The organism is Pseudomonas sp. W5-36 (assembly GCF_046540455.1).
Classification (GTDB): Bacteria; Pseudomonadota; Gammaproteobacteria; order Pseudomonadales; family Pseudomonadaceae; genus Aquipseudomonas; species Aquipseudomonas graminis_B.
Genome location: NZ_JAXCIQ010000007.1, coordinates 52,521 through 76,275 on the forward strand (window position 1 = coordinate 52,521; position 23,755 = coordinate 76,275).

The 23,755-nt window shown below is 62.1% G+C and carries 16 protein-coding genes and 1 pseudogene; 7 read left to right on the forward strand and 10 right to left on the reverse strand.

Annotated elements, in window-relative coordinates; translation table 11 throughout:
- Positions 1 to 238: 238 nt before the first annotated feature.
- The 6 genes and pseudogenes from SLW74_RS14305 to SLW74_RS14330 all read right to left on the reverse strand — a co-directional run.
- Positions 239 to 1,607: pseudogene (locus tag SLW74_RS14305) on the reverse strand (VWA domain-containing protein); the annotation flags it as partial.
- On the reverse strand, positions 1,604 to 2,671 hold the full coding sequence (locus tag SLW74_RS14310; RefSeq protein ID WP_410929282.1) for a vWA domain-containing protein: 1,068 nt from the start codon (positions 2,669 to 2,671) through the stop codon (positions 1,604 to 1,606). The gene SLW74_RS14310 and the pseudogene SLW74_RS14305, both read right to left, overlap by 4 nt.
- Complete coding sequence (locus SLW74_RS14315) at positions 2,664 to 3,155, reverse strand: DUF4381 domain-containing protein (protein ID WP_065986161.1); 492 nt, start codon at positions 3,153 to 3,155, stop codon at positions 2,664 to 2,666. Before SLW74_RS14315 ends, SLW74_RS14310 begins: the two co-directional genes overlap by 8 nt.
- A complete protein-coding gene (locus tag SLW74_RS14320; protein ID WP_065986160.1) occupies positions 3,152 to 4,096 on the reverse strand; it encodes a DUF58 domain-containing protein in 945 nt (314 codons plus the stop codon). Before SLW74_RS14320 ends, SLW74_RS14315 begins: the two co-directional genes overlap by 4 nt.
- Positions 4,097 to 4,100: 4 nt before the next feature.
- The gene (locus SLW74_RS14325) at positions 4,101 to 5,060 is read right to left on the reverse strand and encodes an AAA family ATPase (RefSeq protein WP_037013687.1); all 960 of its coding nucleotides are present in this window, start codon (positions 5,058 to 5,060) and stop codon (positions 4,101 to 4,103) included.
- Positions 5,061 to 5,247: 187 nt separating this feature from the next.
- A complete protein-coding gene (locus SLW74_RS14330) occupies positions 5,248 to 5,610 on the reverse strand; it encodes a hypothetical protein (protein ID WP_410929283.1) in 363 nt (120 codons plus the stop codon).
- Positions 5,611 to 6,457: 847 nt separating this feature from the next.
- On the opposite strand from SLW74_RS14330, the gene SLW74_RS14335 reads away from it, so the two are divergent.
- Positions 6,458 to 11,314, forward strand: a complete 4,857-nt coding sequence (locus tag SLW74_RS14335; protein WP_065986158.1) for an NAD-glutamate dehydrogenase — start codon at positions 6,458 to 6,460, stop codon at positions 11,312 to 11,314.
- A gap of 603 nt (positions 11,315 to 11,917) precedes the next feature.
- Here the strand turns inward: SLW74_RS14335 and SLW74_RS14340 are convergent.
- Both SLW74_RS14340 and acnB read right to left on the reverse strand, forming a co-directional pair.
- Entirely contained in the window at positions 11,918 to 12,421 is a 504-nt protein-coding gene (locus SLW74_RS14340; RefSeq protein WP_410929284.1) for a GNAT family N-acetyltransferase, read from the reverse strand.
- Between the two features lie 582 nt (positions 12,422 to 13,003).
- Entirely contained in the window at positions 13,004 to 15,613 is a 2,610-nt protein-coding gene (acnB, locus tag SLW74_RS14345; protein WP_410929285.1) for a bifunctional aconitate hydratase 2/2-methylisocitrate dehydratase, read from the reverse strand.
- A gap of 427 nt (positions 15,614 to 16,040) precedes the next feature.
- On the opposite strand from acnB, the gene SLW74_RS14350 reads away from it, so the two are divergent.
- The 6 genes from SLW74_RS14350 (at position 16,041) to SLW74_RS14375 (ending at position 22,244) form a co-directional block, all read left to right on the forward strand.
- The gene (locus SLW74_RS14350; RefSeq protein ID WP_065986417.1) at positions 16,041 to 16,514 is read left to right on the forward strand and encodes a DUF1289 domain-containing protein; all 474 of its coding nucleotides are present in this window, start codon (positions 16,041 to 16,043) and stop codon (positions 16,512 to 16,514) included.
- Between the two features lie 119 nt (positions 16,515 to 16,633).
- Positions 16,634 to 17,242, forward strand: coding sequence for a tRNA-(ms[2]io[6]A)-hydroxylase (locus SLW74_RS14355; protein WP_369306420.1), 609 nt, complete (start codon positions 16,634 to 16,636; stop codon positions 17,240 to 17,242).
- A 145-nt stretch (positions 17,243 to 17,387) separates the two neighbouring features.
- Complete coding sequence (locus SLW74_RS14360; protein WP_065986418.1) at positions 17,388 to 17,861, forward strand: MarR family winged helix-turn-helix transcriptional regulator; 474 nt, start codon at positions 17,388 to 17,390, stop codon at positions 17,859 to 17,861.
- Positions 17,858 to 19,354: an efflux transporter outer membrane subunit gene (locus SLW74_RS14365; protein ID WP_410929286.1), complete on the forward strand. Its 1,497-nt coding sequence runs from the start codon at positions 17,858 to 17,860 to the stop codon at positions 19,352 to 19,354. Before SLW74_RS14360 ends, SLW74_RS14365 begins: the two co-directional genes overlap by 4 nt.
- Before the next feature lie 10 nt (positions 19,355 to 19,364).
- On the forward strand, positions 19,365 to 20,642 hold the full coding sequence (locus tag SLW74_RS14370) for an HlyD family efflux transporter periplasmic adaptor subunit (protein ID WP_410929287.1): 1,278 nt from the start codon (positions 19,365 to 19,367) through the stop codon (positions 20,640 to 20,642).
- Positions 20,643 to 20,711: 69 nt separating this feature from the next.
- Positions 20,712 to 22,244 carry a DHA2 family efflux MFS transporter permease subunit gene (locus SLW74_RS14375; RefSeq protein ID WP_065986421.1) on the forward strand — a complete coding sequence of 511 codons (1,533 nt, stop codon included), beginning with the start codon at positions 20,712 to 20,714 and terminating at the stop codon, positions 22,242 to 22,244.
- Between the two features lie 183 nt (positions 22,245 to 22,427).
- Here SLW74_RS14375 and SLW74_RS14380 read toward each other — a convergent pair whose 3' ends face one another.
- On the reverse strand, positions 22,428 to 23,192 hold the full coding sequence (locus SLW74_RS14380; protein ID WP_410929288.1) for a UDP-2,3-diacylglucosamine diphosphatase: 765 nt from the start codon (positions 23,190 to 23,192) through the stop codon (positions 22,428 to 22,430).
- Complete coding sequence (locus SLW74_RS14385) at positions 23,189 to 23,692, reverse strand: peptidylprolyl isomerase (protein WP_065986423.1); 504 nt, start codon at positions 23,690 to 23,692, stop codon at positions 23,189 to 23,191. The genes SLW74_RS14380 and SLW74_RS14385 overlap by 4 nt, the downstream gene beginning before the upstream one ends.
- Positions 23,693 to 23,755 lie beyond the last annotated feature (63 nt).

Sequence of the window (23,755 nt, forward strand, 5' to 3'; positions counted from 1 at the left end):
CCGTCGCCCGGTTTGCCGGAGGCACGCGCCGGCTCATCGCTGTCGGATCCTGCGCCGGAAGCCTGCTCGTCGGCGGCGCTTTGCTGATCGCTGGCCGAGCGGTCGGCATTGGCCTCCTGCGCCGCCGACTGCGCGCTCGACGACGACTGTCCGGCATTGCCTTCGCGGGCCTTGTCTGCATTCTCGTCAGTCTTCGCCTTCTCGTCGGCTTTCCCCTGATCCGATGCCTTGGTCTGCTCCAGCACCTGTTCCACCAACGCCTTGTTGGCCAACGCCGCCGGGAAGTCCGGTTGACGCTCCAGCGCCTGTTCATAGGCGTCGATGGCGGCTTCCAGCTCACCGCTTCGGGCCAGCGCATTGCCGCGATTATAATGGTCGGCGGCGCTGCTGCCCTGGGCAAAGCGCTGGACGGCGCCGGCGTAGTCACCGGCCTGGTATAGCGCGACACCTTGCCACTGCGGGTCTTCGAAATGCCGCGCGGCTTCTGCCGGGTGATGCCGCTTGAGCAGATGCTCGCCCTGTTGATCGGGGCGGCGCCACAGGTCGTCGAAACCAGAGGCATAGCTGGGTTGCGGCACGGCCATCATCAGCAACGGCAGGCACAACAACCAACCGCGTCGCCCGGCGCAACCGGCCAGCAGCAGAAGTGGCAACAGCAACCAGTAGCCCTGGTCGGCCCAGCGGTCGAGGCGCACTTTCTGGCCCTGGCTGATCAGACTCTTCGGACCGTCGAGCAGGCCCAGGTCGTTGAGGTCCTGGTTGTCCAGGCGCAGCGACGTGTAGCGACCGCCCATGCCGTCGGCGAAATCCTTGAGCACCGGCCCGTCCAGACGCGGCACAAGGATGCCGCCCTGGGCGTCCTTCAGAAAACCGCCTTTCTCCTGGGTGACCGGGGCGCCTTCAGCGGTGCCGACGCCGAGCATCAATAAAGGAGGGGCGTCGCGGCCGGTCATCGCGGTGCGAATGCCCTGACGCTCGGCGTCGCTGAGGGACGAACCGATCCACAGCAGCCGCCCTTGACCGAGGTCGCCCTGTTCCAGCAAGTCGAGAGCCTTGCGCACGGCGAGGTCTGCGCGCTGGCCGGCTTCGGGCATGATCGACGGCTTGATCGCATCCAGCAGGTTTTTGCTGGTCGTCAGGTCGTCCGACAGCGGCACCAGCGTGTGGGCGCTGCCGGCATACACGATGATCGCGGTCTGTGAATCGCTGCGCGCCTGTAACAGGTCGAGCACTTTGCGTCGCGCCTGTTCCAGGCGGGTGGGCGGGCTGTCGGCGGCGAGCATTTCCGGCGTCAGTTCGAGCATCACCACCAGTGGATCAACCGGCCGCTGACTGTTCTGCTCGACACGCTGCCAGCTCGGGCCGAGCAGTGCCAGGACCGCCAGCAACCAGCCGAGACCCAGTACCACCCACGGCCATTTGCTGTCCCGGCCACCGCCGCCACTGAGCAACGCTGAATGAAACGCGCTGGGCAAAATCATCTGCCAGCGCCCGACGCGCTTCTGCCGATTCCATAACCGCCACAACAGCCAGCCGAGCGCGGGCAACAGGAGCAGCCAGCCAGGGCGGGACCAATGGGGCCATAGACCGGAGAGAAAGTCGATCATGGGCGCCTCGTCAGGCGCTTCAAGCGTTCACGCCACAGCGTGGCCTGTACAAGCGTCGGGCGGCGCGATAAAAGGCGGTAAACCGGGTTGTTCGGCCAGCGCTCCTGGACCACCAGCAGAAGGCTCAGCAACAGGGCCATCGCCAACGGCACATGATAAAGCGCCCGGGCCGGACGTGCCTGGGTCGGTTGCTGTGCCACCGGCTCAAGCCGGTCCAGCGCCTTGCCGATGCCGGCGAGTTCGGCGCCGTTGCGCGCGCGGAAATACTGCCCACCGCTGACCGCGGCGATTTCCCGCAGCGCAGGCTCGTCCAGATCCAGGCTGGGGTTGAGGCCAAGAATGCTGGTGGCGCCTTTATCGGGATCGGCACCGATGCCGATGGGGTAGATTTTCACGCCTTCGCTGGCGGCCAGACGCGCGGCCGTTCTCGGGTCGATCTGGCCCGCGTTGTTGGCGCCGTCGGTGACCAGAATCAGCACGCGGCTCTGGGCCGGGCGTTGGCGCAGACGCTTCAACGCCAGGCCGATCGCGTCGCCGATAGCGGTGTTCTTGCCGGCAATGCCGATCCGCGCTTCGTCCAGCCAGACCCGCACGGTCTTGCGGTCAAAGGTCAGCGGCGCCTGCAGATATGCCTGGCTGCCGAACAGAATCAGGCCGATGCGATCACCCTGACGGTGCTCAAGAAAGTCCCCCAGCAGGGTTTTTACCAGGGTCAGGCGGCTGACCTCGTCGTTTTTCCAGACCATGTCCGGGTAATCCATCGATCCCGACACGTCCACTGCGACCAGCAGATCGCGGCCGCTGGCGGCAACCGGTAACGGCTCGCCCAGCCATTGTGGACGGGCGGCAGCGACCAGCAACAAGAGCCAGACGGTCACGAACGGCAATTGTCGCCGCCAGCCCGGCAAATGGGTTCGCGCACGGCGCCCGGCCAGACCTTCCAGCTCCTGGAGAAAGCTGACGTTCAGCGCCGCTTCGCCGCTGTCTGCGGCGGGCAGCACAAGGCGCATCAGCCAGGGCAGCGGGAGGAGGGCGAAAAGCCACGGCCAGGCGAACTCAAACATGCTTGCGAATCCAGGTCTCGACCGACTGGGTCAGGCCGTTGATGGCCTTGTCGTCGAGTTTGCATTCGGGCTTGTAGGCGCCCTCGACGAGGATCATCCAGCGCGTGAGGCCGGCGGCCGGGCAGCGGTTGTCGAGGAACGCCAGCCATTTGCGGCCATTGAGGGTGTGGCTCTGGCTGTAGGGGTAGTGATTGCGGCACAGGCGCTTGAGCAGGCCGTTGATCTGTTGCAGCCAGGCTCCGGCCGGTGCGCCGTCGTAGGGTTTGGGCATCTGCGCGAGTTCGACCAGTGCGGCCTGGCGCAAGGGGTCCAATGGCTCGACGGTGTCAGCGCTGGCCTTTTTTGGCAGCAGCGTGCGCGCTCGCCACAGGCCGTAGCCGAGCGCGGGCAGCAGGATCAGCAACAGCCACCAGCCCGGCGCGGGCGGCCAGAACCCGACCGGCTCCGGCAGGATCAGCGGTTGCAGCTGGTCCAGCGCACTCATGGCTGTTTCACCGGACGCTGGCCGTTGAGGTACTCGCGCAATTGCTCGACCATTTCACGCTGAGTGCTCAGCGGCATCAACAGCACGCGCAGTTTCTGCGCCAGCAGTTCCCAGCGCGCCTGACGCGCTTCGCCCTGGGCACGGTAGCTCTGGCGCAGGTCGGCGTTCAGGGTGTCGAGCTCCAGGTGCGCGCCGCGGTCAGCGAAGCGCAATAAACCGGCGGCAGGCAACGCGTGGTCCAGCGGGTCGGAAAGCGGCAGCAGCAACAGGTCGCAATGCCGTGACAGCAAGGCCAGTTGCTGTTCGGCCGAATCGGACAGCGCGCGCTCGTCGCACAGGATGATCGCCAGACTGCCCGGACGCATCACCTCCCGCGCACGACGCAGCGCCACGCCGAAGGTGTCACGGTCGGCAGCCGCCTCGGTATGCAGCGACTGATTGACTCGCACCAGCCGGTTCAGCAGTTGCAGCAGGCTTTGCTTGCTGCGTCGCGGCTTGATTTCGTAATGCTCGTTGTCACCAAACACCAGCCCGCCGACCCGGTCGTTGTGGCCCAGTGCGGCCCATCCCACCAGCGCGGCAGCCTGGGCGGCGAGGACTGACTTGAACATCAGCCCGGACCCGAAAAACAGGCGGCGGCTTTGCTCGACCATGATGAAAATCGGCCGCTCGCGTTCTTCGTGAAACAGCTTGGTGTGGGGTTCTTGCGTGCGTGCGGTGACGCGCCAGTCGATGGTCCTGACGTCGTCGCCGGCCTGATAGACCCTGACCTGATCGAAGTCCACCCCGCGCCCCCGCAGCTTGGAATGGTGCAGACCAATCAGCGGGCTGCGCTGGCTGGGGGTGGAGAACAGCTGCACTTCCCGCACGCGATGACGCATTTCAATCAGCTCGGCGAGGCTGATGCGAATGCCCGGTTGGGAAATCAGATAGGGTTGCATGGGGTCAGGCGACGGCCACGACGTCGAGAATGCGCTGGATCACGCGGTCTTGATCGATACCCGCCGCTTCTGCTTCGAACGACAGAATGATGCGGTGACGCAGCACGTCGAAGACCATGGCCTGGATGTCTTCCGGGCTGACGAAATCACGCCCGGCCAGCCAGGCGTGGGCCCGGGCGCAGCGGTCCAGGGAAATCGAACCGCGGGGGCTTGCGCCATAACCGATCCACTCGGCCAGCTCGGCATCGAACTTGGCGGGCGTGCGGGTCGCCATCACCAGCTGCACCAGGTATTCCTCAACGGCGTCAGCCATGTACAGCCCGAGGATTTCCTTGCGCGCCGCGAAGATCGCCTGCTGGCTGACCCGGCGCTCCGGCTTGGTCTCGCCGTTGAGCGCTTCGCCCCGGGCCTGCTGGAGGATCTTGCGTTCGACGGTGGCGTCCGGGAAGCCGATCTTGACGTGCATCAGAAACCGATCGAGCTGCGCTTCGGGCAGCGGGTAGGTGCCTTCCTGCTCGATGGGGTTTTGCGTCGCCATCACCAGAAACAGCGGCGACAGGTCGTAGGTACTGCGCCCGACACTGACTTGACGCTCGGCCATGGCTTCCAGCAGCGCCGATTGCACCTTGGCCGGCGCGCGGTTGATTTCGTCGGCCAGCACCAGGTTGTGGAAGATGGGGCCTTGCTGGAACACGAAACTGCCGGTTTCCGGTCGATAAATTTCGGTGCCGGTGATGTCGGCCGGGAGCAGGTCGGGGGTGAACTGAATGCGATGGAATTGTGCTTCGATGCCTTCAGCCAGCTCTTTGATCGCCTTGGTCTTCGCCAGTCCCGGCGCGCCTTCGACCAGCATGTGACCGTCGGCCAGCAGCGCGATCAGCAAGCGCTCAACCAGTTTCTCCTGCCCGAGAATCTGGGTGGAGAGAAAGGTCCGCAGCGCGATCAACGCTTCACGATGTTCCATCGATGACAGTTCCTGGCAGGAGAGGCAGCAGCGCCAAGTGGCGCCGAAGCTGGGGGCGTTACTTTAATCCATCGCAGGGGCGCCGACTAATCGGCCGGCGGGTTTTTTCGGCTTTTCAGCAAAGGACGGGGCAAAAACAAGAACTGTCTTACATTTGCGTCAATTGGGGCCCGATGCCGGGGAGGTCTCAGTTGATCTGGCTGACGTACGTCCCGACACCGCTGAGGATGATCCGCAGCGTGGCGTCCAGCTCGGTCAGCTCATTGGCAGGTGTGCTGTGGGTAATGTCGTACGTGGCGTCGCCGCCCAAGGGTTTGGCGTCGTTGGCGTCGATCTCGACCAACAGCCGAGTGGCGCTCAGGGTGACGGTGATGTTGTCTTCGACATGGATAGTGTCGTCACGAAACGTGATATCGACCTCATCCTCATCGGGGAAACGCGCGAGCAGAAACAGATCACCGGTGCTGCTGCCATGGCAACAGGCCAGCGCCATATCATCTTCCTCCTCGTCGCATGGGTTATAGATGAAGCTGTCGGTGGTCATTTGCATGGCGGTGATTCCTGTGGCTGGGGGGCAGGGCAGGGATGGGTTTTGCCAGTCTTGTGGGAGATTTGCTGGATATTGCGGTTGGCAGTTGAATGACCGATCCGCCGGGGACAGATTAATTTACGGTGAAGCGCTGTAAATAAATCAGTCCCCTTAGCAGGCTAGTCCCCTTAGCAGGCTGGCCCCTTCCCGGCTAAAGCCGGTCCCACTAAAAAAGCAGCGCGTGCATCAAGTGGGATTGGCGCTGACTGTAGGACCGGCTTTAGCCGGGAAGCTTTTGCTTTTGATCTTCGTACACAAAATGTCCAGGCACCGCCAAACGCGACTTTGGTGCAGGCTGAGCGCAGGTCTCGCGCAGTGGGCCGAGCCGCATGGATGCGGCGAGAGCGCCGTCAGGACATGGATGTCCGTTCGGCGCGGGCCCACGGAGCGGGACCGGAGTGAAGGAACCCTGACGAAGGAAGGGCCAAGCCAGGAGCAGGCACCCTTGGTTACTTGGGGTGCTTTTCCAAGTAACTCGCCGAAGGCGAAACCAAGGCCGTTAGGCCGACGCTCTTGACCTTCTTACGGAACAGGCCCAGCGAAGCACCCTGCCTGCAACCCGATGTCCGAATATGTCGCAGCATCGCAAGCAGATTCAGGGCGCCACTCGTTAAGCTGCACCCGAGCCGAACAAATGTGACGGCACACACACCAAAAGCGTTAGTAATTCACGCAGTGCCAATCGCATTGCCCTCTGTCACGTTATGCTGACTATCATCGACCAGACGCAAACGAGGCAAACACACAAGCTCCACCCGACACACGCATCTCTCCTATATAAAAGCTCAAGCCAATCGGAGTACCACAGATGGCGTTCTTCACCGCAGCCAGCAAGTCCGACTTCCAGCACCAACTGCGAGCGGCACTGGCTCAGCACATCAGCGAACAGGCACTGCCACAAGTGGCGCTGTTCGCCGAACAATTCTTCGGCATCATCTCCCTCGACGAACTCACCCAGCGCAGACTCTCTGACCTGGCCGGTTGCACCCTCTCGGCCTGGCGCCTGCTCGAACGCTTCGAGCACGGCACGCCGCAGGTACGGGTCTACAACCCCGATTACGAACGTCACGGCTGGCAGTCCACCCACACCGCCGTCGAAGTGCTGCACCACGACCTGCCGTTCCTGGTCGACTCGGTGCGCACCGAACTGAACCGCCGCGGCTACAGCATCCACACGCTGCAGACCACCGTGCTCAGCGTGCGTCGCGACGAGAAGGGCCAACTGCTCGAACTGCTGCCAAAAGGCACCAGCGGCGACGGCGTGCTGCAAGAATCGTTGATGTACCTGGAGATCGACCGTTGCGCCAATGCCGCGGAGCTGAACGTGCTCGCCCGCGAACTGGAGCAGGTGCTGGGTGAAGTCCGCGTCGCGGTGGAAGACTTCGAGCCGATGAAAGCCAAGCTCCACGAGCTGCTGGCCGGCATCGACGCCACGGAGTACACCATTGACCCGGAGGAGAAATCCGAGGTCAAGGTGTTCCTCGAATGGCTGGTCAACAACCACTTCACGTTCCTCGGCTATGAAGAATTCACCGTCAGCAGCGAAGGCGAGGGCGGTCAGCTCCAGTACGACCCGTCGTCCTTCCTTGGCCTGACCAAACTGCTGCGCGCAGGGCTCACCGCCGAAGACCTGCACATCGAAGGCTATGCAGTGAACTACCTGCAGGAGCCGACCCTGCTGTCGTTCGCCAAGGCTGCGCACCCGAGCCGCGTGCATCGACCGGCGTACCCGGACTACGTGTCGATCCGCCAGATCGACGCCGACGGCAAGGTCATCAAGGAATCGCGCTTCATGGGCCTGTACACCTCCTCGGTGTATGGCGAAAGCGTGCGTGCCATTCCGTACATCCGCCGCAAGGTCGCCGAAGTCGAGCGCCGCTCCGGGTTCGACGCCAAGGCGCACCTGGGCAAGGAACTGGCGCAAGTGGTTGAAGTGCTGCCCCGCGACGACCTGTTCCAGACCCCGGTGGACGAGCTGTTCACCACCGTCATGTCGATCGTGCAGATCCAGGAGCGCAACAAGATTCGCGTGTTCCTGCGCAAGGACCCGTACGGCCGTTTCTGCTACTGCCTGGCCTATGTGCCGCGCGACGTCTATTCCACCGAAGTCCGTCAAAAGATTCAGCAAGTGCTGATGGATCGCCTGAAAGCCACCGACTGCGAGTTCTGGACCTTCTTCTCCGAGTCGGTACTGGCGCGCGTGCAGTTGATCCTGCGTGTGGACCCGAAAGTCACCCTCGACATCGATCCGCAGCAGCTGGAAAACGAAGTCATCCAGGCCTGCCGTTCGTGGAAAGACGACTACGCCAGTCTGGTCATCGAAAGCTTCGGCGAAGCCCAGGGCACCAACGTGCTGGCCGACTTCCCGAAAGGTTTCCCGGCCGGCTACCGCGAGCGTTTCGCCGCGCACTCCGCCGTGGTCGACATGCAACACGTGCTGAGCCTGTCCGAAGCCAATCCGCTGGTCATGAGCTTTTACCAGCCGCTGTCGGGCGACAAGGCGCAGCTGCACTGCAAGCTGTACCATGCTGACACGCCGCTGGCGCTGTCCGACGTGCTGCCGATCCTGGAAAACCTCGGCCTGCGCGTACTTGGTGAATTCCCGTACCGCCTGCGCCACACCAATGGCCGCGAATTCTGGATTCACGATTTTGCGTTCACTTACGGCGAAGGCCTGAACCTGGACCTGCAACAGCTCAACGACACGCTGCAGGACGCCTTCGTCCACATCGTTCGTGGCGAAGCCGAGAACGATGCCTTCAACCGTCTGGTGCTGACCGCCGGTTTGCCGTGGCGCGACGTGGCGTTGCTGCGTGCCTACGCGCGTTACCTGAAGCAGATCCGCCTGGGCTTCGACCTGGGTTACATCGCCAGCACGCTGAACAACCACGCCGACATCGCTCGCGAGCTGACGCGTCTGTTCAAGACCCGCTTCTATCTGGCGCGCAAGCTGAGCGGCGGCGACCTCGACGACATGCAGCAGCGTCTGGAGCAGGCCATTCTGACCGCGCTGGACGGCGTGCAAGTGCTCAACGAAGACCGCATCCTGCGTCGCTACCTTGACCTGATCAAGGCGACCATGCGCACCAACTTCTACCAGACCGACGCCAACGGCCAGAGCAAGAGCTACTTCAGCTTCAAGTTCAACCCGCGCCTGATCCCCGAGCTGCCGAAGCCGGTGCCGAAGTTTGAAATCTTCGTCTACTCGCCGCGCGTCGAAGGCGTTCACCTGCGCTTCGGTAACGTGGCCCGTGGCGGCCTGCGCTGGTCCGACCGTGAAGAAGACTTCCGCACCGAAGTGCTGGGTCTGGTCAAAGCCCAGCAGGTGAAGAACTCGGTCATCGTGCCGGTCGGCGCCAAGGGCGGTTTCCTGCCCCGTCGTCTGCCGACCACCGGGACCCGCGACGAGATTCAGGCCGAAGCGATCGCCTGCTACCGCCTCTTCATCTCCGGTCTGCTGGACATCACCGACAACCTGAAAGAAGGCGCACTGGTGCCGCCGGCCAACGTCGTGCGCCATGACGACGATGACCCGTACCTGGTCGTCGCCGCCGACAAAGGCACCGCGACCTTCTCCGACATCGCCAACGGCATCGCCATCGACTACGGTTTCTGGCTCGGCGACGCCTTCGCGTCCGGCGGCTCGGCAGGTTACGACCACAAGAAAATGGGCATCACCGCCAAGGGCGCGTGGGTTGGCGTACAGCGCCACTTCCGCGAGCGCGGCATCAACGTGCAGCAGGACAGCATCAGCGTGATCGGCGTCGGCGACATGGCCGGTGACGTGTTCGGTAACGGCCTGTTGATGTCCGACAAGCTGCAACTGGTCGCGGCCTTCAACCACCTGCATATCTTCATCGACCCGAATCCGGACCCGGCCAGCAGCTTTGCCGAGCGTCAGCGTCTGTTCGACCTGCCGCGTTCGGCGTGGACCGATTACGACACCAGCCTGATGTCCGCAGGCGGCGGTATCTTCCCGCGCAGTGCGAAAAGCATCGCGATCACCCCGCAGATGAAAGCGCGCTTCGACATCACCGCTGACAAACTGACCCCGACCGAGCTGATGCACGCGCTGCTCATGGCGCCGGTGGATCTGCTGTGGAACGGCGGCATCGGCACCTACGTCAAAGCCAGCACCGAGACCCACGCAGACGTCGGCGACAAGGCCAACGACGCACTGCGCGTCAACGGCAATCAGCTGCGCTGCAAGGTAGTGGGCGAGGGCGGCAACCTGGGCATGACCCAGCTGGGCCGCGTCGAATTCGGCCTGATGGGCGGCGCGACCAATACCGACTTCATCGACAACGCCGGTGGTGTGGACTGCTCCGACCACGAAGTGAACATCAAGATCCTGCTGAACGAAGTGGTCCAGGCCGGCGACATGACCGAGAAGCAGCGCAACCTGCTGCTCGAAAGCATGACCGACGAAGTGGGCAACCTCGTCCTCGGCAACAACTACAAGCAGACCCAGGCCCTGTCTCTGGCGGAGCGTCGTGCCTACGAGCGCATCGCCGAGTACAAGCGCCTGATGAGCGACCTGGAAGTGCGGGGCAAGCTGGACCGTGCCATCGAGTTCCTGCCGGCGGAAGATCAACTGGCCGAGCGCATCGCCGAGAAGAAAGGCCTGACCCGGGCCGAGCTGTCGGTGCTGATCTCCTACAGCAAGATCGACCTCAAGGAAGCGCTGCTGGAATCCCGCGTTCCGGACGACGACTATCTGGCGCGTGACATGGAAACGGCGTTCCCGCCGTCACTGGGCGCTAAGTTCTCCGAGTCGATGCGTCGCCACCGTCTGAAGCGCGAAATCGTCAGCACGCAGATCGCCAACGATCTGGTCAACCACATGGGCATCACCTTCGTGCAGCGGCTCAAAGAGTCGACCGGCATGACCGCCGCCAACGTGGCCGGTGCTTACGTGATCGTGCGTGACATTTTCCACCTCCCGCACTGGTTCCGTCAGATCGAGGCGCTGGACTACAAGGTCCCGGCGGAGATTCAGCTGGCGTTGATGGATGAGCTGATGCGTCTGGGCCGTCGCGCGACGCGCTGGTTCTTGCGCAGCCGTCGCAATGAGCTGGACGCAGGGCGTGATGTGGCGCACTTCGGTCCGCACATCGCGGCACTGGGTCTGAAGCTGGACGAGTTGCTGGAAGGCCCGACCCGTGAGGTCTGGCAGACGCGTTATCAGGAGTACGTCGCGGCCGGCGTGCCGGAGCTGCTGGCGCGGATGGTGGCGGGTACGAGTCACCTGTACACGCTGTTGCCGATCATCGAGGCGTCTGATGTGACTGGTCAGAATGCAGCGGACGTGGCGAAGGTGTATTTCGCGGTGGGCAGTTCGCTGGATGTGACGTGGTATTTGCAGCAGATCAGTGCATTGCCGGTGGAGAACAATTGGCAGGCGCTGGCCCGTGAGGCGTTCCGTGATGATATCGATTGGCAGCAGCGGGCGATTACGGTGTCGGTGTTGCAGATGGCGAATGGTCCTGCGGATGTCGAGGAGCGTTTGAGTCTGTGGCTGGAGCAGCATTTGCCGATGGTCGAGCGCTGGCGCGCGATGTTGGTGGAGTTGCGTGCGGCGAGCGGTAACGATTATGCGATGTATGCGGTCGCTAACCGTGAGTTGCTGGACCTGGCAATGAGTGGGCAGACGGCGGTGGTGTGATGGTTTAGTCGTCTGTAATCGGAAGCCCCGCGTTGTGAGACGCGGGGCTTTTTTGTTTTTGCGCTTGGGAGATCAAGGTCAAGGGCGCCTGCCTGGGGGCAGACTGTTTCGCCTTCGGCGAGTTACTTGGAAAAGCACCCCAAGTAACCAAGGGTGGTTGCTCCTGGTTTGGCCCTTCGTTCCTCAGGGTTCCTTCACTCCGGTCTCGCTACGTGGGCCCGCCGCCATCCGCCATCCATGGCGGGGGGCGGCTCTCGCGGCATCCATGCCGCTCGGCCCACTCCGCGAGACCTGCGTTCAGCCTGCACCCAAGTCGCGTTTTGCGGTGTTTGGGCTTTTTGTGTATGAAGATCAAAAGCAAAGCAGATCAAAATCAGATCAACAGCTTCCCGGCTGAAGCCGGTCCCACAGGGTGTACGCGGTGTGCTTTTTAGTGGGACCGGCTTTAGCCGGGAAGGGGCCAGTGTGAGCGCTGGCAGTTTTGCTGATCGGACACCCTGCCTGTGGGGGCGAGCTTGCTCGCGAATGCTGTTGATCATTCCCACGCTCCGCGTGGGCATGCATCCCCAGACGCTCTGCGTCGCTCTTCCACAGGCTGAGCGGTTATTTAAAGCGCGCCATGCTGATAGCGTCGACGAGGACGCCGTCGCGTATGGCGTAGTCCCGCAGGCGGCCTTCGGTTTCGAAGCCGAATTTGCGGTACAGCGCCAAAGCGGCTTCGTTGTCGGCAAACACGGTGAGTTCCACCCGGTGCAGGTTCATCCAGTTGTCCGCGACTTCCAGCACAGCGGCCATGAGCCTCGACCCCACCCCTTTGCCCTGCCAGGCCGCCGCGATGCCCATGCCGATGGCGCCGACATGCCGCTGGCGAATGCGCGCGTATTGCTCCAGACCAATGTTGCCGATCACCTGACCCTGATGCAGAGCGACAAGCTTCAATGAACGCTCATCCGCCCCCGCCAGCCGTTTGCGCCAGACATCGGCCGACTGATACGGCATCTGAAGCACCTGACGGCACACCTCAGGGTCGTTATACAACGCAGTGACACCCTCGATATGGGCCTCGGTAAAACGATGGATCACCACCTGATCAACAGCAACATTCACTGGATTCGTCCTATGAAAACAGAAAGAGGGGACAGTCTAAGCGGCTGACTGCGGACCTGGCTACGGCTACCCGCGCGCACGATCAACAGCATTCGCGAGCAAGCTCGCTCCCACGGGGAAGGCGTCGTCTCATCGGCCTTTGCCTGCCTGAACTGGCGCCTTCCCGGCTAAAGCCGGTCCCACTAAAAGCATGCGCTGTGTCAGTAGGACCGGCTTTAGCCGGGAAGCTTTTGATCTGTTCTAAACGCGCTTTTGATCTTCATACACAAAAAGCCCAGACACCGCCAAACGCGACTTGGGTGCAGGCCGAACGTAGACGACGTGGAGTGGGTCGAGCCGCATGGATGCGGCGAGAGCGCCGTCAGGACATGGATGTCCGTTCGGCGCGGGCCCACGGAGCGTCGTCGAAGTGAGGGAACCCGACGAAGTCGGGCCAAACCAGGAGCAAGCACCCTTGGTTACTTGGGGTGCTTTTCCAAGTAACTCGCCGAAGGCGAAACAGTCTGCCCCCAGGCAGACGCCCTTGATCTTAAAAACAAAAAACCCCGCCGAAGCGGGGTTTTCTCAACACGGTCTCAGCTGTTAAGCCTGAACAACCGGAATATTAGCGTTCGCTGCAGCCTCACGGAACTCCGCGATCTGATCGAAGCTCAAGTAGCGATAAACATCGGCAGCCATGCTGTCGATCTTGCCCGCGTACTCCATATACTCCTCGACCGTCGGCAGACGACCCAGAATCGACGCCACAGACGCCAACTCAGCCGACGCCAGATACACGTTCGCCCCATCACCCAGACGGTTCGGGAAGTTACGGGTCGACGTCGACACCACCGTCGAATTCGGCTCTACACGTGCCTGGTTACCCATGCACAGCGAGCAGCCCGGCATTTCCATGCGCGCGCCAGCCTTGCCGTAGATCCCGTAGTAGCCTTCCTCGGTCAATTGATGAGCGTCCATCTTGGTCGGCGGCGACAGCCACAGACGCGTTGGAAGCTGACCCTTGACCTGATCCAGCAACTTGCCCGCCGCGCGGAAGTGGCCGATGTTGGTCATGCACGAACCGATGAACACTTCGTCGATCTTCTCGCCGGCAACGCTGGACAGCAGACGCGCGTCGTCCGGATCGTTTGGCGCGCAAAGCACAGGCTCTTTGATTTCGGCCAGATCGATCTCGATGATTTCTTCGTATTCGGCATCAGCGTCCGCAACCATGAGCTCCGGATTGGCCACCCAGGCTTCCATCGCCTGAGCACGACGCTCCAGCGTGCGCGGATCGCCGTAACCCTGTTCGATCATCCAGCGCAGCAGCGTGATGTTCGAGTTCAGGTATTCGGTGATCGACTCTTTCGACAGCTTGATCGTGCAACCTGCGGCAGAACGCTCGGCCGAGGCATCGGACAGTTCGAATGCCTGCTCGATGCTCAGGTTGTCCAGGCCTTCGATTTCCAGGATGCGGCCCGAGAAGGCGTTTTTCTTGCCTTTCTTCTCGACGGTCAGCAAACCGTTCTGGATCGCGAAGTAAGGGATCGCATGCACCAGGTCACGCAGGGTGATGCCCGGTTGCATCTCGCCCTTGAAGCGGACCAGGATCGACTCCGGCATGTCCAGCGGCATGACGCCGGTGGCCGCGGCAAACGCCACCAGACCCGAACCGGCCGGGAACGAGATGCCCATCGGGAAGCGGGTGTGCGAGTCACCGCCGGTACCGACGGTGTCCGGCAGCAGCATGCGGTTCAGCCAGCTGTGGATGATGCCATCGCCCGGACGCAGGGAAACGCCGCCGCGGGTCATGATGAAGTCAGGCAGCGTGTGGTGCGTGGTCACGTCGATCGGCTTCGGATACGCCGCGGTGTGGCAGAACGACTGCATGACCAGATCGGTCGAGAAGCCCAGACACGCCAGGTCTTTCAGTTCATCACGGGTCATGGGACCTGTGGTGTCCTGAGAACCGACGGTGGTCATCTTCGGTTCGCAGTAGGTGCCAGGACGCACACCTTTGCCTTCCGGCAGACCGCATGCCTTGCCCACCATTTTCTGCGCCAAGGTGAAACCTTTGCCGGTATCGACAGGGGCTTCAGGCAGCTTGAACAGGTCGGTCGGGCCCAGGCCCAGCTCGGCGCGCGCCTTGTCGGTCAGGCCACGGCCGATGATCAGCGGGATACGACCGCCAGCACGGACTTCGTCGAGCAGCACCGGGGTCTTCAGTTCGAAGGTGGTGATGACTTCTTCGCTGTCATGCTTGCAGACTTTGCCCGCGTACGGGTAGACGTCGATCACGTCGCCCATGTTGATGTTCGAGACATCGAATTCGATTGGCAGAGCGCCGGCATCTTCCATGGTGTTGTAGAAGATCGGGGCAATCTTGGTGCCGAAGCAGAAACCGCCAGCGCGCTTGTTCGGGACGTTCGGGACGTCGTCGCCGAAGAACCACAGCACCGAGTTGGTCGCCGACTTTCGCGAAGAACCGGTGCCGACCACGTCGCCAACGTAGGCGATAGGGAAGCCCTGACCGCGCATTTCTTCGATCTGCTTCATCGGGCCGATGGAGCCTTGAACGTCAGGCACGATCCCTTCACGGGCCATTTTCAACATGGCGAGGGCGTGCAGCGGGATGTCCGGACGCGACCAGGCATCAGGTGCAGGCGACAGATCGTCGGTGTTGGTTTCGCCGGTGACCTTGAAGACGCGCAGGCTGATCTTCTCGGCCAGGGTCGGACGCTTCTGGAACCACTCGCCGTCAGCCCAGGACTGCATCACGCCCTTGGCGTGTGCGTTGCCGTTCTTCGCTTTTTCAGCGACGTCGTGGAAGGCGTCGAACATCAGCAGTGTGTGCTTCAGTTGCTGTGCGGCGACCGGTGCCAGCTCGGCATCGTCGAGCAGGTCAACCATGGTCACGATGTTGTAGCCGCCCTGCATGGTGCCGAGCAGTTCGACGGCGCGCTTCTTGTCCAGCAGAGGGGATTGAACTTCGCCCTTGGCCAGGGCAGAGAGGAAACCGGCTTTGACGTAGGCAGCTTCGTCAACGCCCGGTGGAACGCGATTGGTGATCAGGTCAAGCAGGAAAGCTTCTTCGCCAGCCGGTGGGTTTTTCAGCAGCTCGACCAGGCCTGCAGTTTGTTCGGCGTTAAGCGGCTGGGGCACGATACCCTGGGCGGCACGCTCTTCGATGTGTTTACGGTAGGCTTCAAGCACAGTATTACCCTCATCAGTGGTCCCAAATGGGTGTCCGGGACGCTCATCCAGAGAAGGTCCGCATCGGCGCTCTCGAACTTTTTAAAGTTTCTTGGCAGGAAGCTGACGATCTCCAACAGAAGCTGTTTTCAAAGTTTTACGCCTGCATGATCGGTCGAGGAGGGGACGCAAGCGAACTCGCGTCGGACCGGACTGCGGGGCGGGCTTTGTGCGACAAGTGGCTGGCCGACTCATCGTAAAAAGCCCTGACTGTGCTCGTGACGCTTTGAAAACAGCTTCCAACGGACATTGGCGCCTTAAAAGGCCCGGTGATTCTACGGTAAAAAACCGCTGAAGGTAAGTTAGCCCCTACAGGTTGAAGGGTGTACCTCGTTAGACAAAGGGCTAACATGCCGGCTTGTTTCGTTCGCCGCCGTGTTGCTCCGTCATGCCCAATCAAATCATCAAAACGCCCTGCGTGGGCCTGTGCTCCACTGTCTACGGCGACCTCGTGTGCCGCGGATGCAAGCGCTTCCACCACGAAGTGATCCACTGGAACGGCTACGACGAAGACGCGAAGCGCGCTGTCTGGCTGCGCCTGGAACAGCTGCTGGTGCAAGTGATGGCCGGGAAAGTCGAGGTGTTCGACCCGGCCAGGTTGCGGGCGCAACTGGAGCAACGCAAAATCCGTTTCGTCCCGCATCAGTCGGAATATTGCTGGGCGTACCAGTTGATTGCACGGGGCGCGCGGGTGATCAACCAGCTGGACGCCTACGGCATGGTGCTGCTGCCGGAGTTTCGCGACTGGTCGCTGCCTGAACTGCGCGATGCCATTGATCGGGAATTCTTCCTGCTGTCCGAAGCGCACTATGAGCGCTACATCGCGCCCGGCTTCCTCAAGGATGCAATGGGTGCGGTCTGACAGTGGCGTGACCCTCACCCGCTGGCAGTAAATCCTGCGCTTTTCATCTGCGCAGGCTGGCTCTGCCCGTCAGGCTCCGTATAATGCTGCGCCTTGCCCAGCCAGCCATCCGTGAACCCATGCAGATTTATCCAGAGATCGACGCCTTCCTGCTTTGCCCCACGCCCGACAGTTGGGTTCAGGCCGCTTTGCAGAATCTGGATATCCTGCTGATCGATCACGCCAACAATGAAAAGAAGGCCGCCGGTGCGGCGTTTCAGTTCATGTTCCAGTACAACGACAAGTTCGACCTGCTGGCCAAGATGTCCCGGCTGGCGCGCGAAGAGCTGCGTCACTTCGAGCAAGTGATCGGCATCATCAAGAAGCGCAACATCCCGATGGCCAACATCAGTTCGGCGCGCTATGCCGGGTCGCTGCGCAAACTCGTTCGCACCCACAACCCCTATCGCCTGACCGACGCGCTGGTCGTCGGCGCCATCGTTGAAGCGCGTTCCTGCGAACGCTTCGCAGCACTGGTGCCGCATCTGGACGAAGACCTGTCGAAGTTCTACGCCAGCCTGCTCAAGTCCGAAGCCCGGCATTTTCAGGATTACCTGAAGCTCGCCTACACCTACGGCACAGAGGCGGACGTCGATGCCAAGATCGAAGAAATCCGCCTGGCCGAGCGCGAGCTGATACTGAGCCCGGATGAAGATTTCCGCTTCCACAGCGGTGTGCCGGCGCTCTAAGCCCACTGTAGAAACCTACCCATTCAGCAGGCGAACCACGTTCGTCTGAATTCGCGCGCCTTAAAATTTGTTTCATTGTGTGTTTGCTGCCTAAGCAGTAAGATCCGCCCCATTCACTGCCTAAGCAGATAATGGGTGGCTATCAATGGCACATTTCACTCCTGAAAACTTTCACGACAGTCTTTTGGGCATGCTGCTGGGCCGGACTGAGCAGCTGAAAAACCGCATCCTCGACCGACATCTCGAGCCCCACGGCGTCACCGCGCAGCAGTTCAAAGTGCTGGTGATGATCGCGCGTTTCTGCGCCGAGACCCCGGCTGACATCTGCCGCATGTTGAACCTCGACAGCGGTTCGATGACCCGCATGCTCGATCGTCTTGAGCAGAAAAACCTGCTGTCCCGCGCGCGCTCGGAATCCGATCGGCGTCAGGTGCAGCTGGTGCTGACCGACGAGGGGAAGGCGCTCTCCGACCTGTTGCCGGAAATCGGCGCACACGCGATGAACGAGATGGTCGGCGTGCTGGAAGACAGCGAGCTGCTGGCATTGGAAAAGATTCTGACGAAAATTCTGGTTGCCTCGGGCGACCCCATCACGATTGCCCGGATCGCCGAACGATGAGCACTCACATTCAGCGGGGCTCGACCCTGCGCACGTCCTTGAGCGTGATATTCGTGGCACTGGTGCTGGCCGGTTGCGCCAGTTCCAAAGGCCTGAACACCGAAGCCGTCGGCATCGATGCCAACAGCCTGCAGACCGCCCAGAGCCTCAACGGCATCACCCTGTCACCGGCGGCCTGGCCGAAGCGCGACTGGTGGACCAGCCTTGGCGATCCGCAGCTCAATAGCCTGATCACCGAAGCACTGCGCGACAGCCCGGACATGCAGATCGCCGCGGCCCGTACCCATCAGGCCAGTGCCCAGGCCTATGCCGCCGACGCCGAACGTATGCCGACCGTCGATGCCGATGCCGGCGTCAGCCGTTCCCGTCTGGCCCGCGACCAGGACCCGACCGGTGCAGGCGGGCGCTACAGCACCTTGCGCAGCCTGAGCGCCGGCTTCAATTACAACTTCGATCTGTGGGGCGGCCAGCGCGCTGCCTGGGAAGCGGCATTGGGCCAGGCCCGTGCCAGCGAAGTCGATCAGCAAGCGGCGCAACTGACCCTGGCGGCCGACGTCGCCCGCGCCTACAGCGACCTGGGCCAGGCCTACATCGTCCGCGACCTGGCGGCCGAAGACCTCAAGCGCACCAGTCAACTGCTGGACCTGGGCGCGCGGCGTTTCAAGTCGGGCATCGACAGCGAGTACCAGTACGAGCAGACCCAGAGCCTGGAAGCCAACTCCCGCGAATCGCTCGCGGACGCGGACAAGAGCCTGCGCAGCGCCAAAATCCAGCTGGCCGTGCTGATGGGCAAAGGCCCGGACCGCGGCGAACAACTGAGCCGGCCTGCCGTGCTGCAACCCGCTGTTGTGGCCTTGCCCTCGGTTGTGCCCGCTGAGTTGCTGGGCCGTCGCCCCGATCTGGTGGCGGCGCGGTGGCGGGTTGAAGCGGCGAGCAAAAACATCGACGTCAGCAAGACCAACTTCTACCCGAACCTCAACCTGAGCGCGTCGGCGGGAGTTGAGTCGCTGTTGGGCGACGCGATGTTCGGCTCGGCCAGTCGCTTTTTCAACGTCGCGCCGACGGTGTCGCTGCCGATCTTCGACGGTGGCCGTCGCCGTGCCGACCTTGATGCGCGGGACGCCGACTACGACCTCGCCGTGGCGCAGTACAACAAGACGCTGGTCCGGGCGCTGGGGGATGTCAGCGATGGCATTGGCCAGTTGCGCGACATCCGCCGCCAGATCGAGGCGCGCCAGCAGGCGACCGACGTCATTCAGAAATCCTACGACACCGTCGTTCAGCGTTACTCATCCGGCATCGGCAACTACCTGGACGTGCTGAGCGTCGAGCAACAACTGCTGCAATCGCAACGCCAACAGGCTGATCTCAACGCGGAACGAATCGATCTTTCGATCCAGTTGATGCAGGCCCTCGGGGGAGGCTTCGAAGACAGCAAGCCCGGCGAAAACGCCGCCCCGGTCGTCCCGTCAACTGCTTCGCTGACTCATTAAGGTAATCGTCATGGCCACTGCCACTACCGACAACAATCCTGCAAACGAACAAAAGGACGCCAACGCATCGGCGCCCGACAACAGCGCTGACAAAGGCGGCGACAAAGGCGCCGAGCAGACCAAACCGGCCAAGAACCCGCGCAAGCGCAAGCTGCTGTTCCTTGGCCTGCTGCTGGTCGTGGTGCTCGGTGCGGTGGGTGTCTGGGCCTGGTACGAAATGTACGGCCGATGGAGCGAGAGCACCGACGATGCCTACGTCAACGGCAACGTCGTGGAGATCACCCCGCAAGTCACCGGCACCGTGGTGAGCATCGGCGCCGACGACGGCGATCTGGTCCGCGAAGGTCAGGTGCTGGTGCAGTTCGACCCGAATGACGCCGAAGTGGCGCTGCAAAGTGCCGAAGCCAATCTGGCAAAAGTAGTGCGTCAGGTGCGCGGTCTGTACAGCAACGTCGACGGCATGAAAGCGCAACTGGCGGCCCAGCGCGCCGAAGTGCAGAGAGCCCAGGACAACTACAACCGTCGTCGCAGTCTGGCGGCGGGCGGGGCAATTTCTCAGGAAGAGCTGTCCCACGCCAAGGATGACCTGACCACTGCGCAGAACGCGTTGACCAACATCCAGCAGCAACTGGCAACCAGCAGCGCGCTGGTGGATGACACCCAGGTCTCTTCGCACCCGGACGTCAAATCGGCTGCCGCGCAACTGCGTCAGGCCTACCTGAGCAACGCGCGCAGCACGCTGATCGCCCCGGTCACCGGTTATGTTGCCAAGCGCACCGTGCAACTGGGCCAGCGGGTTCAGCCGGGCACTGCGCTGATGGCCGTGATTCCCCTCGACCAGCTGTGGATCGACGCCAACTTCAAGGAAACCCAGCTCGGCCAGATGCGCATCGGCCAGCCGGTGGACATCGAAGCCGACCTGTATGGCGGCGACGTCAAGTACAGCGGCACCGTGGACAGCGTCGGCGCCGGCACCGGCAGTGCGTTTGCCTTGCTGCCTGCGCAAAACGCCACCGGTAACTGGATCAAGATCGTCCAGCGTGTGCCGGTGCGGGTTCGCATCAACGCCGATGAACTGGCCAGGCACCCGCTGCGCATCGGTCTGTCGACCACCGTTGACGTGAACCTGCATGACCAGAGCGGTCCGGTGCTGGCGCAGCAACCGCCGAAGCAGCCGCTGTTCACCACCGATGTCTACGCCAAGCAACTGGCCGATGCCGACACGATGATTGCCCGCGTGATCCACGAGAACAGCGCGTCAACCAGCGGCAAGACGGCCCAGCGCTGATTCGCCAATCCATCTGCCCCGGCCCGCTTCAGCCGGCCGGGGTGATCTTCGAGTGTCAAGGGATTCGCGATGAGTACTAACGCTCCCGCTTCTTTTACGCCGCCAAGCCTGTTGCTGACCACCATCGGCCTGTCGCTGGCGACTTTCATGCAAGTGCTCGACACGACCATCGCCAACGTGGCCTTGCCGACCATCTCCGGCAACCTCGGCGTGAGTTCGGAGCAGGGCACGTGGGTCATCACCTCGTTCGCGGTCAGTAACGCCATCGCGCTGCCGCTGACCGGCTGGCTCAGTCGACGCTTCGGTGAAGTGAAGCTGTTTCTGTGGGCCACGCTGCTGTTCGTGATGGCTTCGTTCCTCTGCGGCATATCCACGTCGATGCCCGAACTGGTGGGCTTTCGGGTCGTGCAGGGCATGGTCGCTGGACCGTTGTACCCGATGACCCAGACCCTGCTGATCGCGGTCTATCCCCCGGCGAAACGGGGGATGGCACTGGCACTGCTGGCGATGGTCACCGTTGTGGCGCCGATCGCCGGCCCGATTCTCGGCGGCTGGATCACCGACAGTTATAGCTGGCCGTGGATCTTCTTCATCAACGTGCCAATCGGTCTGTTCGCGGCGTTCGTGGTGCGTCAGCAAATGGCCACACGTCCGGTCAGCACCAGTCGCCAGCCCATGGATTATGTGGGCTTGATCACGTTGATCATTGGTGTGGGTGCGCTGCAGATCGTGCTCGACAAAGGCAATGACCTGGACTGGTTCGAGTCGAACTTCATCATCATTGGCTCGGTGATTTCAGCCATTGGCCTGGTGGCGTTCGTGATCTGGGAAATGACCGATGACCATCCGGTCGTCAATCTTCGGCTGTTTGCGTTCCGCAACTTTCGCTTCGGGACGATCTGCCTGGTGGGCGGTTATGCGGGGTTTTTCGGTATCAACCTGATTCTGCCGCAATGGCTGCAAACGCAGATGGGCTATACGGCCACCTATGCCGGGCTGGCAGTAGCACCGCTCGGGGTGCTGCCGGTGTTGATGTCGCCCTTTGTGGGTCGCTACGCGCATAAGTTCGACTTGCGTCTGTTGGCCGGTCTGGCGTTTCTGGCGATCGGCCTGAGCTGCTTCATGCGTGCGGATTTCACCAGTCAGGTGGATTTCACCCACATCGCTCTGGTGCAGTTGTTCATGGGGGCAGGCGTGGCGCTGTTCTTCATGCCGACCTTGAGCATTCTGCTGTCGGACCTGCCGCCGTCGCAGATTGCCGACGGCTCGGGGCTGGCGACGTTCCTGCGTAACCTTGGCGGCAGCTTCGCGGCGTCATTGACCACCTGGATCTGGATCCGCCGCGCCAATCAGCATCATGCGTATCTGAGCGAAAACGTGAACGCTTACGAGCCGACAACGCGGCATGCGCTGGAGACCCTGGGCGGGGCGAGCAACCAGGCCTACGCGCAGCTTGATTCGATGGTCACCAGTCAGGCCTACATGATGTCGACGGTGGACTATTTCTACATGATGGGCTGGATCTTCCTGTCGCTGATCCTGATCATCTGGCTGGCCAAGCCACCGTTTACCGCCAAGGCTGCGCCCGGGGGAGGGCATTGATCACAGCTATCGGGCGCAGACTGTAGGAGCGTGGCTTGTCCCGCGATCGGCCGGGAACCGGTCGTAAAACTGCGAATGCGGTGTATCAGGTGCATCGCGTTTTACCGGTTCACTGCCGCTGCGCGCCAGATCGCGGGACAAGCCACGCTCCTACAGGTTTAGTGCCCGGCAACGAGGCTGCGTTTAGGGCCGCAGGTCGCCCTGCTCATTCGCCAAACCCGGCTCTGGCTCAAACGCAAACGACTCCAGATGAAAGCCCGATTCATCGATCTGCAGCAACCACCCCTCGCGGTCCCAATCCCCCAGCACAATGCGCTGCGCCGTGGTCTCACCCAGCTGCACGTCGTGAACCGCAGGCCGGTGGGTGTGACCGTGAATCAGCGTCTCCACGCCAGACTCGGTCATCACCTGCGGCACTTCGTCCGGCGTCACATCGACAATGTCGTTGGCCTTCATTCGTGTCTGCGCACGGCTTTCGCTGCGCAGCTTGCGCGCCAACTTGTGCCGGGTGCTCAACGGTAGATGACGAAGCACCCACAGCGTCAGCGGATGGCGCAGGTAACGGCGCATACGCATGTAGGCTTCGTCCCGGGTACACAGGCTGTCGCCGTGCATCAACAGCACCGGCTGGCCGTTGAAATGTACGACGCTTGGGTCCTTGAGCAGCGTGCAGCCCGCCGCTTTGCAGAACGCCTTGTCGATCATGAAGTCGCGATTGCCGTGCATCAGGAACACCCGGGTGCCGCTGTCGCTTAACGCGCGCAGCGCCTGGCAGATCGAGCGCTGAAAGGGCGACATGGCGTCATCGCCGATCCAGGCCTCGAAAAAATCCCCAAGGATGTACAGCGACTCAGCGTTGCGCGCGCGGCCGTTCAGCAGGCCGAGAAACGCCCGGGTAATGTCCGGGCGTCCTTCTTCCAGGTGCAAATCGGAGATCAGCAATATCACTCAACGATCTCGGCTTTCTCGATGATCACGTCGTCAGCCGGCACGTCTTGATGACCCGCCTTGGACGTGGTGGCGACGCCTTTGATCTTGTCGACCACCTCAGTGCCTTCGACCACCTCGGCGAACACGGCGTAACCCCAGCCCTGTACGGTCTTGGCGCTGTGGTTGAGGAAGTCGTTGTCGGCGACGTTGATGAAGAATTGCGCCGAGGCTGAATGGGGCTCCATGGTGCGGGCCATGGACACCGAATATTTCTTGTTCGGCAGACCGTTGTCGGCTTCGTTCTGTATGCTCGGGCGCTTGTCTTTCTTCTCTTTCATGCCCGGTTCGAAGCCGCCGCCCTGGATCATGAAATTACCGATCACGCGGTGAAACACGGTGTTTTCGTAGTGGCCGGCTTTGACGTATTCGATGAAGTTGGCGACGGTCAGCGGCGCCTTTTCTGCGTTCAGTTGCAGAACGATTTCACCGTGGTTGGTGGTCAGCTTTACTTTCGACATGGTCAGCTCGCTCTTTGAAGTCGTGGTGAGAGGCAGTGATCGCGGCAGTCGGCCATCGAGATG